This window comes from Mycolicibacterium pallens (assembly GCF_019456675.1).
Lineage (GTDB): Bacteria > Actinomycetota > Actinomycetes > Mycobacteriales > Mycobacteriaceae > Mycobacterium > Mycobacterium crocinum.
The window spans coordinates 4,032,420-4,046,419 of record NZ_CP080333.1 but is presented as its reverse complement, the minus strand read 5'-3'; the positions used below and the strand labels follow the sequence as shown (position 1 = coordinate 4,046,419).

10 protein-coding genes and 2 tRNA genes are annotated in these 14,000 nt (G+C 65.2%); 7 read left to right on the top strand and 5 right to left on the bottom strand.

The window, feature by feature from the left end; translation table 11 throughout:
* The first annotated feature begins 100 nt into the window (after positions 1–100).
* Entirely contained in the window at positions 101–892 is a 792-nt protein-coding gene (locus tag K0O64_RS29955; protein WP_225933490.1) for an SHOCT domain-containing protein, read from the top strand.
* A gap of 98 nt (positions 893–990) precedes the next feature.
* On the opposite strand, the gene K0O64_RS19805 is transcribed toward K0O64_RS29955, so the two are convergent.
* Positions 991–1,061 (bottom strand) — tRNA-Gly (locus K0O64_RS19805).
* Between the two features lie 133 nt (positions 1,062–1,194).
* On the opposite strand from K0O64_RS19805, the gene K0O64_RS19800 reads away from it, so the two are divergent.
* The 5 genes from K0O64_RS19800 (at position 1,195) to clpX (ending at position 5,757) form a co-directional block, all read left to right on the top strand.
* Positions 1,195–1,268, top strand: a tRNA-Pro gene (locus K0O64_RS19800).
* Positions 1,269–1,317: 49 nt separating this feature from the next.
* Complete coding sequence (gene tig, locus K0O64_RS19795) at positions 1,318–2,745, top strand: trigger factor (protein ID WP_164520107.1); 1,428 nt, start codon at positions 1,318–1,320, stop codon at positions 2,743–2,745.
* Between the two features lie 105 nt (positions 2,746–2,850).
* Positions 2,851–3,438, top strand: coding sequence for an ATP-dependent Clp protease proteolytic subunit (locus K0O64_RS19790; RefSeq protein WP_164520218.1), 588 nt, complete (start codon positions 2,851–2,853; stop codon positions 3,436–3,438).
* The gene (locus K0O64_RS19785) at positions 3,431–4,093 is read left to right on the top strand and encodes an ATP-dependent Clp protease proteolytic subunit (protein WP_071943034.1); all 663 of its coding nucleotides are present in this window, start codon (positions 3,431–3,433) and stop codon (positions 4,091–4,093) included. The genes K0O64_RS19790 and K0O64_RS19785 overlap by 8 nt, the downstream gene beginning before the upstream one ends.
* 383 nt (positions 4,094–4,476) lie before the next feature.
* Positions 4,477–5,757 carry an ATP-dependent Clp protease ATP-binding subunit ClpX gene (clpX, locus tag K0O64_RS19780; protein WP_071943036.1) on the top strand — a complete coding sequence of 427 codons (1,281 nt, stop codon included), beginning with the start codon at positions 4,477–4,479 and terminating at the stop codon, positions 5,755–5,757.
* Positions 5,758–5,833: 76 nt separating this feature from the next.
* Here clpX and fdhD read toward each other — a convergent pair whose 3' ends face one another.
* The 3 genes from fdhD to K0O64_RS19765 all read right to left on the bottom strand — a co-directional run bounded on the left by fdhD (position 5,834) and on the right by K0O64_RS19765 (position 10,853).
* Positions 5,834–6,661 carry a formate dehydrogenase accessory sulfurtransferase FdhD gene (fdhD, locus tag K0O64_RS19775; protein WP_220045687.1) on the bottom strand — a complete coding sequence of 276 codons (828 nt, stop codon included), beginning with the start codon at positions 6,659–6,661 and terminating at the stop codon, positions 5,834–5,836.
* Complete coding sequence (locus K0O64_RS19770) at positions 6,649–8,991, bottom strand: FdhF/YdeP family oxidoreductase (protein WP_220045686.1); 2,343 nt, start codon at positions 8,989–8,991, stop codon at positions 6,649–6,651. The genes fdhD and K0O64_RS19770 overlap by 13 nt, the downstream gene beginning before the upstream one ends.
* A gap of 437 nt (positions 8,992–9,428) precedes the next feature.
* Positions 9,429–10,853 (bottom strand): HNH endonuclease signature motif containing protein, encoded by a 1,425-nt coding sequence (locus K0O64_RS19765; RefSeq protein WP_096311839.1) that lies wholly within the window; start codon positions 10,851–10,853, stop codon positions 9,429–9,431.
* A gap of 197 nt (positions 10,854–11,050) precedes the next feature.
* On the opposite strand from K0O64_RS19765, the gene K0O64_RS19760 reads away from it, so the two are divergent.
* Positions 11,051–13,225 carry a glutamine synthetase III family protein gene (locus tag K0O64_RS19760; protein WP_220045685.1) on the top strand — a complete coding sequence of 725 codons (2,175 nt, stop codon included), beginning with the start codon at positions 11,051–11,053 and terminating at the stop codon, positions 13,223–13,225.
* A 63-nt stretch (positions 13,226–13,288) separates the two neighbouring features.
* Here K0O64_RS19760 and K0O64_RS19755 read toward each other — a convergent pair whose 3' ends face one another.
* Positions 13,289–13,969, bottom strand: a complete 681-nt coding sequence (locus K0O64_RS19755) for a S1 family peptidase (protein WP_096311837.1) — start codon at positions 13,967–13,969, stop codon at positions 13,289–13,291.
* Positions 13,970–14,000: the final 31 nt, after the last annotated feature.

Here is a 14,000-nt window from a genome sequence, read left to right as displayed (position 1 = left end):
GCGATGGCGCCTCCGTGAACGCCATGTCCTTCATAGTCTCTTGGGATCGGTATCCCGCTCCCAGAGGTGGAATCGAACGATGTTTGGTCTGTCAGGAAAAATGAAGCGGCTGTCGGACTCCGACATCCGCATGAACGAGCAGGCGGCGTCGGTCGCCGCCGCGGTCCTGGGCCAGCCGGTCGAGGCGGCCACCCGATGCGAGCAGCTGTCCACAAAGGCGACCCAGATGTACCCGTCGTCCGGGGGCGAGGTCTGGTCGAAGCAGGTACCCAACGGCACAGGCCTGCCGAAAACCTTCCTGCTGGCCGTCGCCCGGACCCACGTCTACGCGATCCAGTTCAAGGAACACCGCGGCGAACTCGCGGCGGGAGGAGTCATCAAGGCGTGGGACCGCGCGGGCTTCCGAGCTCACACCGGCAACAACGCCATGACGGCGCTGGGTCACGTGCCCGATGACCGGCAGGCGCTGATGTTGTTCCTGCCGATCGACGGCGACGCCAGCCAGATCGAACAAGCCATCGCCCAGCAGCGCGTGGCGGCGGGCGGGCGCGCGCCCAGCCGGCCCTTCACCTTCTTCATCGGGACGGACGCCGCGTCCGCACGCGTCGTCGCCGCGCTCGGTGCGCAACCGCTGAATTCACCTGGCGCGGGGCCGAAGATCACCATCGGCCAGAACGCCAACATCCGGATCAATCCGGGCGCCAACATCACCGTCGGCGGTCAACGCCTGCAGGATCTGATCGCCCACCAGACGCCCTCGGCCGCCGCCCCGATGACGCCGCCCCCGTCGACGGCTCAGCGCCTCCAAGAACTCGAGACGCTTCGCGCGACCGGCGCCATCTCCGACGACGAATACGGCCGCAAGCGGCAGCAGATCATCGCCGAAATCTGAGAAAACGCCCGAGCGGCACAGCAATCGAATAAAGGTCCAGTCGGGTTCTCTGACGGGCGTTCGACCTGTATGAACGCGCCTACCACCGACTTCTTCAGAGCGGGCGACGGGAATCGAACCCGCGTAATCAGTTTGGAAGACTGAGGCTCTACCATTGAGCTACGCCCGCGTGCATGCGCGTGCCCAAATGTACCGGTCGACGTGATCAAATCCGAATCGACCCACCTGGAAGCGCGTCGCCGAGGTCGATTGCCGCTGAGCAGTCATTGGGCCGTAGGATTCGGGCGCGAGAAATACAGCACCGGGGTGTAGCGCAGCTTGGTAGCGCATCCGCTTTGGGAGCGGAAGGCCGCAGGTTCAAATCCTGTCACCCCGACACGCCCGAACACGTCCCACGACCGAAGACTGAACCGAGGAGTACCGCAGTGAAGAGCACCGTCGAGAAGTTGAGCCCGACCCGGGTTCGCATCAACGTGGAGGTGCCCTTCACGGAATTGCAGCCCGATTTCGACCGGGCCTACAAGGAGCTCGCCAAGCAGGTGCGCCTGCCCGGATTCCGTCCCGGCAAGGCGCCGGCCAAGCTGCTCGAGGCCCGCATCGGCCGCGGCGCGGTTCTTCAGCAGGTCGTCAACGACGCGCTGCCCACCCGCTACAGCGAAGCCGTCACCGCCACCGAGGTGACGCCGCTGGGCCAGCCCGAGATCGAGGTCACCAAGATCGAGGACGGCGAGGAGCTGGTCTTCACCGCCGAGGTCGATGTGCGCCCCGAGATCGAACTGCCCGATCTGAGCGCGCTCAAGATCGAGGTCGACGCCATCGAGATCAACGACGACGAAGTCGACGCCGAACTGCAGTCGCTGCGCGCCCGCTTCGGCACCCTCAAGGGTGTTGAGCGTCCCGCCCAGACCGGTGACTTCGTTTCGATCGACCTGTCGGCCACCGTCAACGGCGAAGAACTTCCCGACGCCGCCACCGAGGGCCTCTCGCACGAGGTGGGTTCCGGTCAGCTCATCGACGGCCTCGACGACGCCATCGTCGGCCTGTCCGAGGGCGAGTCGAAGGTGTTCACCACCAAGCTGGCCGCCGGCGAGCACGCCGGTGAAGAGGCCGAGGTCACCGTCACCGTCAAGTCCATCAAGGAGCGCGAGCTCCCCGAGGCTGACGACGAATTCGCCCAGCTGGCAAGCGAATTCGACACCATCGAGGAGCTGAAGGAAAACCTCGTCGAGCAGGTGAAGCGGGTCAAGCGCATTCACCAGGCCGAGAAGATCCGCGACAACGCCCTCGAGTTGCTGCTGGAGAAGACCGAGGTGCCGCTGCCCGAGACGATCGTGCAGGCGCAGGTCGACCAGACCGTGCACAACGCCATCCACGGCCTCGACCATGACGAGGACAAGTTCGCCGAGGCGCTCGAAGCCGAGGGCAGCTCGCGCGAGAAGTTCGACGCCGAGACCCGCGAGGCCGCCGAGAAGGCCGTCAAGACCCAGCTGCTGATGGACGCCATCGCCGACGACCTCGACATCCAGGTCGGCCAGAACGACCTGACCGAGCGGCTAGTGCTGATGTCGCGGCAGTACGGCATCGAGCCGGCCCAGCTGCTGCAGATCCTGCAGCAGAACAACCAGCTGCCGGCGATGTTCGCCGACGTCCGCCGCGGCCTGACCGTGGCCGCTGTCGTGGAGGCGGCCACCGTCACCGACAGCGAGGGCAACGTCGTCGACACCGCGGAGTTCTTCGGCCCGCCGGCCGGCTCCGAGGACGACGAAGTGATCGAAGACGTCGAGGACGTCAACGTCGAAGAGGTCGCCGAGGTGGCCGAGGCCGTTGAGCAGGAAGCCGAGAAGTCCGAATAACGCCGACAGCGAAAGCGCACTCTCCCGGGAGTGCGCTCCGCCGTGGGTTCGTTAGGGTCGGGTAGAACGAAGTCCGTAGAAAGCAGGTATCACGTCGTGACTCATATGCGTTCGAGCGCACCAGGGCTGAACCTCACTGACTCGGTGTATGAGCGGTTGCTCGCCGAGCGCATCATCTTCCTGGGCTCCCAGGTCGATGACGACATCGCCAATCGGCTGTGCGCGCAGATCCTTCTGCTGGCCGCCGAGGACCCCACCAAGGACATCAACCTCTATATCAACTCGCCCGGCGGCTCGATCAGCGCCGGCATGGCGATCTACGACACCATGGTGCTCGCGCCGTGCGACGTCGCCACCTACGCGATGGGCATGGCCGCCTCGATGGGTGAGTTCCTGCTGGCAGCCGGCACCAAGGGCAAGCGTTTCGCGTTGCCGCACGCCCGCATCCTGATGCACCAGCCGCTGGGCGGTATCACCGGCGGTGCGGCCGACATCGCCATCCAGGCCGAGCAGTTCGCGCTCATCAAGCGGGAGATGTTCCGGCTCAATGCCGAGTTCACCGGCCAGTCGATCGAGCGCATCGAGGCCGACTCCGACCGCGACCGCTGGTTCACCGCGCAGGAAGCGCTGGAGTACGGCTTCGTCGACCACATCATCACCCACGCGAACTTCAACGGAGCGACCAATGCCTGATACGACACCCTTTTCCCAGGCAGACCCGCGGCTCGCGCCGCAGGGCCGCTACATTCTGCCGTCGTTCGTCGAGCACTCCAGCTGGGGCGTCAAGGAGTCCAACCCCTACAACAAGCTGTTCGAGGAACGCATCATCTTCCTCGGTGTCCAGGTAGACGACGCCTCGGCCAACGACATCATGGCTCAGCTCCTGGTGCTGGAGTCGCTGGACCCTGACCGCGACATCACCATGTACATCAACTCGCCCGGTGGCTCGTTCACCTCGCTGATGGCGATCTACGACACCATGCAGTACGTCCGTGCCGACATCCAGACCGTGTGCCTGGGCCAGGCCGCGTCGGCCGCCGCGGTGCTGCTGGCCGCGGGCACCCCGGGCAAGCGTCTCGCGCTGCCCAACGCCCGCGTGCTCATCCACCAGCCGTCGCTGGGTGGCGTCATCCAGGGTCAGTTCTCCGACCTCGAGATCCAGGCGGCCGAGATCGAGCGCATGCGGACCCTGATGGAAGAGACGCTGGCCCGCCACACCGGCAAGGACCCGGCCGTGATCCGCAAGGACACCGACCGCGACAAGATCCTGACCGCGGCTGACGCCAAGGAGTACGGGATCATCGACACGGTCCTGGAGTACCGCAAGCTGTCGGCTCAGAACGCCTAACGGGGAGTGTCGCCCCGGCTTCGCGCCGGGCGAAACCGCCCTCGGCGAAACCGTCGGAGCGCCTCGTCGGGCTCGCTGCCGTCGGAAATGCGGACGGTATCGTGGGAAACGGCGAACACCACGACGCAAACTCCATAGTCGGCGCAGCTCAGCGCCTCTCGGTTCGGTAACGGCGGCGACACGCCAAAAACACAGCAGTGCGTTCCGAGGGGACGAGAACCGTGTCAGGGGATATGTTCACCACACGCACGAATACCACCGACGCGATTCGGCTTTATCTGTCGCACCACGGCAGAGCAAGCGGGTAGCGTCGGGACAGAGCCCAACGCGGACTTGATAGCAACGATCGAAGACCCGGCGAAGGAAAGTAGGACCCCACCACCATGGCGCGTATCGGAGACGGCGGTGACCTGCTGAAGTGCTCGTTCTGCGGTAAGAGCCAGAAGCAGGTGAAGAAGCTCATAGCGGGTCCGGGCGTCTACATCTGCGACGAGTGCATCGACCTCTGCAACGAGATCATCGAAGAGGAGTTGGCCGACGCCGACGACGTCAAACTCGACGAGCTGCCCAAGCCGGCCGAGATCCGCGAGTTCCTAGAGAGCTACGTCATCGGTCAGGACACCGCCAAGCGCACGCTGGCCGTTGCCGTCTACAACCACTACAAGCGCATCCAGGCCGGCGAGAAGCATCGTGACTCCCGCTCCGAGCCGGTGGAGCTGGCCAAGTCCAACATCCTGATGCTCGGTCCCACCGGCTGCGGCAAGACCTACCTGGCGCAGACGCTGGCCAAGATGCTCAACGTGCCGTTCGCGATCGCCGATGCCACCGCGCTGACCGAAGCCGGATATGTCGGTGAGGACGTCGAGAACATTCTGCTCAAGCTGATCCAGGCCGCCGACTATGACGTCAAGCGTGCCGAGACCGGCATCATCTACATCGACGAGGTCGACAAGATCGCCCGCAAGAGCGAGAACCCGTCGATCACCCGCGACGTCTCCGGTGAGGGTGTGCAGCAGGCGCTGCTGAAGATCCTCGAGGGCACGCAGGCGTCGGTTCCGCCGCAGGGCGGCCGCAAGCATCCGCATCAGGAATTCATCCAGATCGACACCACCAACGTGCTGTTCATCGTCGCGGGTGCGTTCGCCGGGCTGGAGAAGATCGTCTCCGACCGCGTCGGCAAGCGCGGCCTGGGCTTCGGCGCCGAGGTGAAGTCCAAGGCCGAGATCGACACCCAGGATCACTTCGCCGAGGTGATGCCCGAGGATCTGATCAAGTTCGGCTTGATCCCGGAGTTCATCGGTCGTCTGCCCGTGGTGGCGTCGGTGACCAACCTGGACAAGGAATCGCTGGTGCAGATCCTGTCCCAGCCGAAGAACGCTTTGGTGAAGCAGTACACCCGCTTGTTCGAGATGGACGGCGTGGAGCTGGAGTTCGCCGAGGACGCGCTCGAGGCGATCGCCGATCAGGCAATCCACCGCGGCACTGGTGCCCGTGGCCTGCGCGCGATCATGGAAGAAGTCCTGCTGCCGGTGATGTACGACATCCCCAGCCGCGACGACGTCGCGAAGGTCGTGGTGACCAAGGAGACCGTCCAGGACAACGTCCTGCCGACGATCGTGCCGCGCAAGCCGGCCCGCCCCGAGCGTCGCGACAAGTCCGCCTAGTTCTCACCAAGCCAACGCTGAAGCCCTCGACATCGTCGGGGGCTTTCGCGTGTGCCTGATCGCCGCGATGGTCGGCTCAGCGCGCGATGCGGTCAGCGCGGCTGTACACGTTCATCGAGTCGCCGCGCAGGAACGCCACCAGCGTGAGCCCTGACTGAGTGGCCAGGTCGACGGCCAGCGACGACGGCGCGGACACTGCGGCCAGCACCGGGATCCCGGCCATCACCGCCTTCTGGGTGAGTTCGAAAGACGCCCGGCCGCTGACCAACAGGACGGTGCCGGCCAGCGGGATGCGATTGGCTTCCAGCGCCCAGCCGATGACCTTGTCGACGGCGTTGTGCCGGCCCACGTCCTCCCGTACGACCAGCAGCGTGCCGTCGGTGCTGAATAGTGCTGCACCGTGCAGTCCACCGGTGCTGGCGAAAACCTTTTGCGCCGACCGCAATTGGTCCGGCATCGCGGTGAGTGCCGCGGTCTCGACGGTCGACGGGTCGTCGCCGGGGGAGTGCCGGCTGGTCAGCCGTACCGCATCGATCGAAGCTTTGCCGCACACACCGCATGACGAGGTGGTGTGGAAGTTTCGGGTGACGTCGACGTCCGGCAGCGGAACGCCGGGGCGCAACGTCACATCGAGGACGTTGTAGGTGTTGGTGCCGTCTTCTGTTTCCGAGCCACGGCAGTAGCGGACGGTGAGCACATCGTCGCGGTGGGCGATGACCCCCTCGGTCAGTAGAAACCCCTGTGCCAGTTCGACATCGGAGCCTGGTGTGCGCATGGTGACGGTCAGCGGTGTCCCGTTCACCCGGATCTCCAGTGGTTCCTCGACGACCAGCGTTTCGGGACGCTCGGTGGCGGTGCCGTCGAACAGGTGACTAGCCCGTCGCCGCGACGTCACCCGGCCCATGTCGCGCCGCCTTCCGGCTCTTGACTGCCGGGCTCGAGGCGAATCACGACAGCCTTCGACGCGGGGGTATTCGACCGGGCGGCAACGTGATCCAGTGGCACCAGGGGATTGGTCTCGGGGTAGTAGGCCGCCGCGTTGCCGACCGGCGTGGAGTAGGGGACGACCAGGAAGTCCTTGGCCCGGCGTTCCTGGAGCCGCCCCTGGCCATCGGTGAACTCCGAGACAAGATCGACGCGCGCACCGGCCGCCAGTCCGAGCGACTCGATATCGGCGGGGTTGACGAACACCACCCGACGCCCGCCCTTGACCCCGCGGTAGCGGTCGTCGAGGCCGTAGATCGTGGTGTTGTACTGGTCGTGGCTGCGCAAGGTTTGCAGCACCAGGCGACCCGGCGGCACTGGGACCCACTGCATCGGGTTCACCGCGAAGTTCGCCTTGCCCGTGACGGTGGGGAACTGTCGGGAATCTCTTGGCGGATGCGGCAATTGGAAGCCGTCGGGCTGGCGCACTCGGGTGTTGTAGTCGGCGCAGCCGGGCACCACGGCCGCGATTGCGTCGCGGATCGTGTCGTAGTCGGCCGAAAGGCTCTCCCACGGCACGGGATGGTCGGTGCCCAACACCGTGCGAGCCAGTTGACAGACGATCGCAACTTCGCTGCGGACCTGGTCGCTCGGCGGGGTCAGGCTGCCCCGGGAGAGGTGCACCATGGACATCGAATCCTCAACGGAGACAACCTGTTTGCGGCCGCCGACAAGGTCGCGGTCGGTGCGTCCCAGGGTGGGCAGGATCAATGCCGTGCGGCCGTGCACCACGTGGCTGCGGTTGAGCTTCGTCGAGACCTGCACCGTCAGGGCGCAGGTGCTGAGCGCGGCTTCGGTCACCGGAGTGTCCGGGGTAGCCGACGCGAAGTTGCCGCCCATCGCGAAGAACACCGAGGCCCGTCCGTCACGCATCGCCCGGATCGCGTCCACGGTGTCGAAACCATGCCGGCGTGGACTGACGATGCCGAATCGGGCGTCGAGAGCGGCCAGGAACGTCTCGGGAGCTTTCTCCCAGATCCCCATCGTGCGGTCGCCCTGAACATTGGAATGCCCACGCACCGGGCATACCCCCGCACCGGGCTTTCCGATCATGCCACGCAAGAACAGCAGGTTCGTCATCTCGGAGATGGTGGCCACCGCATGGGTGTGCTGGGTGATGCCCATGGCCCAGCACACGATCGTGCGTTGGGAAGCCGCCAGCATGCCGGCGACCCGGTCCAGTTGCGGGCGGGCGATCCCGGTGGCTTCGGTGACGGTGTCGAGATCGACGGTGCGGGCCTGCGCGAGGTACTCGTCGAAACCGTGGCAGTGCGCGGCGATGAAGTCGCGATCGATCACGCTGCCGGGGGACCGGTCGTCGGCTTCCACCAGCAGCCGGCCCAGGCCCTTGAACAGAGCCAGGTCGCCGCCGAGCCGGATCTGGACGAACTCGTCGGCGATCGGCACACCGTGCCCGACGACCCCGTGTACCTTCTGCGGATCCTTGAACCGGATCAGGCCGGCTTCCGGCAGTGGGTTGACCGCAATGATTTTGGCACCGTTGGCTTTTGCCTTCTCCAGCACGTACAGCATCCGTGGATGGTTGGTGCCCGGGTTCTGGCCAGCGATGACGATGACGTCGGCGTGTTCGATGTCGTCGACAGTCACCGAGCCCTTGCCGACGCCGATGGCATCGATCAGCGCGGTGCCCGACGACTCGTGGCACATGTTGGAGCAGTCCGGCAGGTTGTTGGTTCCGAAACTGCGTACCAGCAGTTGGTAGAGGAACGCGGCCTCGTTGCTGGTGCGCCCGGAAGTGTAGAACACCGCCTCGTCCGGGGATGCCAGGCCGTTCAGGTGCTCGGCGATCAACCGGTAGGCATCGTCCCACTCGATCGGTCGGTAGTGCTGATCACCGGGCCGAAGGATCATGGGGTGGGTGAGCCGGCCCTGCTGAGACAGCCAGTACTCGGGTTTGTCGGCCAATTCGGCCACCGAGTGCCGCGCGAAGAACTCCGGAGTCACCCGGCGCTTGGTGGCTTCCTCGGCGACGGCCTTGGCGCCGTTCTCGCAGAATTCGGCCAGCTTGCGGTTGTCGTGCTCCTCCGGCCAGGCGCACCCGGGGCAGTCGAAGCCGTGGCGCTGGTTGATCCGCGCCAGCGTCGCCACGGTGCGGACGGGGCCCATCTGTTCCAGCGCGCGCTGCATGGTGACGACGACAGCTTCAACCCCGGCGGCCTTGTTTTTAGGGGCGGTGACCTCGACGGCGCGCTCGTCGTAGTCCGTATCGACGTCCTTGGCACGGGTCATGGCTCCAATCTAAACCCCGTAATCGGCGCGTTTCCGACGGCGGTTCCGGCTAATCCGTACATCCCCGCCGAGTTCCTGCGCCGCAATACGGCGGCCTTCGGGGTGGGCACCGCGGTGGCGTGGCGGGAGATCTCCGGACTGATCTATCTAGACGCGAACATGGCGTCGGAGGCGTCCGTTATCGCCCTGTGGTGGAGAGGCAGATTCGGTCGACGCGTCGTATGCGGACCCGACGAAAAGGGCGCGCCACCAACGCGACCACCGCATGGTTGCCGCAACTGAGCGTCCCGTAAGGCTTTACCGCGCGGCCGATGGTCAAGCACGGGCCGAGTGCGGCGATCGGGCTGGTGATGTTGGACCGTTCTACATCGCTGATCACGCCGACCAGCTCTGGGCGCGGGCACAGGGGTTGGCCGTCCGTTAGCTTCCAGGTCGGCTCAAGCCACCTCGTGGCCCCCGACATCGTCGTCTCGCTGCGGGGCGGTGACCTTTCGGGCAACCTCGCCGTCCGCGTCGGATGTGGTCAGCATCCGCTCCGGGTGGTGGTACATGTTCGTCCGGGCCTGACCAACATCGTTCTCGGGAGCCGGGATCCATTCGACGGATCCATCCAGGCCGATCCGGACACGGTAGCCGTCGTCAGCGAGTCGGTTGTCGCCCGGGCAGGCCAACACCATCTTGTCGACGTCGGTCGGACCGCCGGCAGCCCAACTGGTGATGTGGTGTACCTGGCAGTCGTAGCCACAAACCGTGCATCCGGGACGTGTACAGCCACGGTCACGTGACAGCAGCACGATGCGCTGATCAGCGGTCGCGATCCGCTTGGATCGGCCCAGATAGAGCGGTCGTGCGGTGTGTTTGTCGAACACCACCAGGCTGTGATGCGCATGGGAAGCGAGGCGAATGACATCACTCATGGGCAGCAGCGAGCCGCCGGCGGTCACTCCAACACCGGCCGCATCGGTCAGGTTTTGCAGCGTCGTCGACACGATGATCATCGCGGGTAAGCCGTTGTGCTGGCCCAATTCGCCCGACGACAGCATGCTGCGCCCCATCGCGGTGAGCGCATCGTGGTTGCGCTGCGCTGCCGACCTATCGTCGCCGGCGATCTGATCATGGCTCGGAGTGCCTGAGATGCAAGGACTTTCGTCATTGGGATTGCACATCCCGGGAGCGGCCAGTTTGGCGGTCACTGCTTCGAGAGTCGCCAGTCCGAGAGGATCAAGCAACCCGTGTACCGGTGTCATGCCGTCCGACTGCTGCCTGCCGATATAGAGTCCCCGCTTGCGTGCCCGTGCGGTGTCGTCGGGCATCGGGCCGTCCTGGTCGATCAGGGCATTAAGGCGTTCGGCGATCTGCTTCAGCTCCTCTGGCGTGAGGCCCCGAGCGTTGACCACGAGATCCGCTTCGGCTTGGGAGCGAGTGTGCGGATCGACCCAGTCCGGCAACTCCTTGAAGAACCTACCGATGATGGCGACGTGTTCCGGCCCGATATCGCCGGCGGCCTGCGCGGTGGCCGTCAGTTCTAATACCGGCGCTAGCGGCTCGCCAGCGAGGGAGCGGCGCGGGCCCAAGTTCTTGGCATCGCGTACGCGGCCCTTGGCTTCGGCCAGCGAGACGCGCAGGCGAGTGGCGATCAGCTCGGGGAGAGTCTTCGCGCCGAGCCGCTGAGGGGAGGCCTCAGCGGCGAGCCTCGCGAGGATTCGGTGTGATTGCGCCGGCAGCTGCCGGGTCAGCACTTCCAGCTCGCCAAGGACGCCGAGAAGTTCGCGGTGCGACAACGACTCCACGGACAGAGCGGCAAGTTCGTCATGGGCGATGCGAAGCGCTTCGACCGCTCTGTGCACCGCATTTGAACTCACGCCTCGAACATTAGTTCGAGGCTCTGACAAGTTTCGCCGATCTGCGGCACCTTTGCGAAAATCGCACGACCGCGTACGAAACTAATGACTTGCCGCGGTGATCTTCACGTAACGAGCCTGGAACGTGGTGTTCCTAGTGTGGGCCGGTCACGTCCGCGAAGCAGACGCGGATGTCATGGGTGCAAAGGTGAAGACAGTTGAGCGGAAACGCGGCCCGTCTGCAGGCGATCGTCAATGTCGAGGCCTACGAGCCTCCGGCCGTCAGCTTCGTCCCCGGCGAGGCGCCGGGGGAGATCTTCGGATCGAACGTGTTCACCAAGGCCGAAATGCAGGCGCGTCTGCCCAAGTCGGTCTACAAGTCGGTGGTCGCCACGATCGAGAAGGGCGAGAAGCTGGACCCATCGGTCGCCGATTCGGTCGCCGCGGCGATGAAGGACTGGGCGCTGGAGAAGGGCGCCACGCACTACGCTCACGTCTTCTATCCGATGACCGGGCTGACCGCGGAGAAGCATGACAGCTTCCTCGAGCCGGTGTCCGATGGGCAGACGCTGGCGGAGTTCGCCGGAAAGACACTGATACAGGGCGAACCGGACGCGTCGAGCTTCCCGTCGGGCGGCTTGCGCAGCACCTTCGAGGCGCGTGGCTACACCGGCTGGGACGTCACCAGCCCGGCCTACATCTTGGAGAATCCGAACGGCAATACGTTGTGCATCCCAACGGTATTCGTGTCGATGACGGGCGAAGCCCTCGACTACAAGACGCCCCTGCTGCGCAGTCAGCAAGCAATGGGTACGCACGCCGAGCGGATCCTGAAGTTGTTCGGGCACAAGGACTTCGAGCACGTCGTCTCGTTCTGTGGTCCGGAACAGGAGTACTTCCTGGTGGACCGGCACTTCTTCCTGGCCCGTCCCGACCTCATCAATGCCGGGCGCACTCTGTTCGGCGCCAAGCCGCCCAAGGGTCAGGAGTTCGACGACCATTACTTCGGTGCGGTGCCGGAGCGGGTACTGGGCTTCATGATGGACACCGAACGTGAGCTGTTCAAGCTCGGTATCCCCGCCAAGACCCGGCACAACGAGGTGGCCCCGGCGCAGTTCGAGGTGGCGCCGATGTTCGAGCGCGCCAACATCGCCTCCGATCACCAGCAGCTGCTGATGACGGTGTTCAAGACGATCGCCCACAAGCACGGCATGGAGTGCCTGTTCCACGAGAAGCCGTTCGCCGGCGTCAACGGGTCGGGTAAGCACGTCAACTTCTCGGTGGGCAACGCCCAGTTCGGCAGCCTGCTGGTGCCCGGCGACACGCCCCATGAGAACGCGCAGTTCCTGGTGTTCTGCGCCGCGGTGATCCGCGCCGTGCACAAGTTCGGCGGACTGCTGCGGGTGTCGGTGGCCTCAGCCACCAACGATCATCGGCTCGGTGCCAACGAGGCGCCGCCGGCGATCATCTCGATCTTCCTGGGTGAGCAACTGGCCGACGTCTTCGAACAGATCGCCAAGGGGGCGGCGACATCGTCAAAGGGCAAGGGTGTCATGCATATCGGCGTCGACACGCTGCCGACGCTGCCCACCGACCCGGGCGACCGCAACCGCACCAGCCCGTTTGCGTTCACCGGCAACCGGTTCGAGTTCCGTGCACCGGGCTCGGGTCAGACCGTCGCGGTGCCGATGATCATCATCAACACGATCATGGCCGACTCGCTGGATTACATGGCCACCGTGCTGGAGAAGTCGGTCGGTGACGGGGAGGACTTCGACACCGCGGTGCAGAAGCTGCTGACCGACATCATCACCGAGCATGGCGCGGTGGTGTTCAACGGTGACGGCTACTCCGACAACTGGCAGATCGAGGCGGCCGAGCGTGGCCTGCCCAACCTCAAGACCACTCCCGACGCGATCCCGGAGCTGATCAAGCCGGACGCGATCGCGCTGTTCGAGAAGTACGGGGTGTTCAGCGAGCGCGAGTTGCACAGCCGCTACGAGGTCCGGCTGGAGCAGTACGTCCTGACGATCGCGGTCGAGGCCAAGCTGGCGCTGGAGATCGGGTCCACGGTGATCCTGCCCGCGGCGATCCGCTACCAGACCGAGCTCGCCCAGAACGTCGCCACCTTGAAGGCGGCCGGTGTCGAGCCCGATATGACGCTGCTGGAATTGGTATCGGCGCCGATCGCGTCGCTGACCAAGGCACTGGGTGAGTTGAAGTCGGCGCTTGCGACCCACGTCGAAGGTGCCGCCGAGGAGGCGCTGCACTACCGCGACGCGGTGCTGCCGGCGATGGCCGCGGTCCGGGAGGCCGCTGACGAGTTGGAGAACGTGGTCGCCGACGATCTCTGGCCGCTGCCGACCTACCAGGAAATGCTGTTCATCTTGTGAGTTGACGCTGACACTGCAGTTGTTTACGCCTCCACTCGCGATTCGCGTACAACAACTGCAGTGTCATCGCCGGCCGAGATTCCAAGGACGTCCCGGACGGCGGCTGAGTTCCCAGGCGCGCCCTCGATCGGGGCTCACTGCGTTCAGCCATTCCGCGACACCGTGAAGCATGACCGCGGTGCCGAATTGCGAGTCGATGCTGCCGGCGACCACCCCGAGAACCATCGTCGGAGACAGGAACAGCGGCGCCCCGCTGAGCCCGGACCACGCGGCGACGTTCATCTCGCCGGCGAGAAATTCATATCCGGCGGGGCTCGCATAGTTCATGAAGCGCTGCAGGTATCCGATGACCAGACGCGCAACCGGCGACTCGGTCGCGGCATCGTCGGGGCCGTCGATCGGGTAGCCGTAGGCAAAGAAATCGGCCCCGATGCGAGTTTCGACGACGCCATCCCAGAACGCGGTCGTCGGAAATCCGGATGAGGTTCGGGCGTCCTCGCCGTCGAAGAACAGTGCGGCGATATCGGCCTTGGGATGGCGCTCGACGCGCTGCGCCGTCATTGTTCGTCCGAGCCTGGGAAAGAACACTGAGATTGCCTCGGGCTCAATGGAATCAGGCAAACAGTGCGCTGCGGTCAGCGCCATGATGTCGCTGCGAAACAGAAAGCATGACCCGCGCGGTGTCAGCTCGTCCTGATCTCGCACCCGCAGTATCCCGACCGCGTCGAGCTTGTCGATCTCCACACGTGGAATGTTCTCAGGTCCAGACGCCGGG

Excerpts from the sequence above, each read along its gene's own strand:
- K0O64_RS19785 (WP_071943034.1), top strand. The coding sequence starts at position 3,431 with ATGCCTGATACGACACCCTTTTCCCAGGCAGACCCGCGGCTCGCGCCG.
- K0O64_RS19790 (WP_164520218.1), top strand. The coding sequence starts at position 2,851 with ATGCGTTCGAGCGCACCAGGGCTGAACCTCACTGACTCGGTGTATGAG.
- K0O64_RS19770 (WP_220045686.1), bottom strand. The coding sequence starts at position 8,991 with ATGACCCGTGCCAAGGACGTCGATACGGACTACGACGAGCGCGCCGTC.
- K0O64_RS29955 (WP_225933490.1), top strand. The coding sequence starts at position 101 with ATGAAGCGGCTGTCGGACTCCGACATCCGCATGAACGAGCAGGCGGCG.
- fdhD (WP_220045687.1), bottom strand. The coding sequence starts at position 6,661 with ATGGGCCGGGTGACGTCGCGGCGACGGGCTAGTCACCTGTTCGACGGC.
- clpX (WP_071943036.1), top strand. The coding sequence starts at position 4,477 with ATGGCGCGTATCGGAGACGGCGGTGACCTGCTGAAGTGCTCGTTCTGC.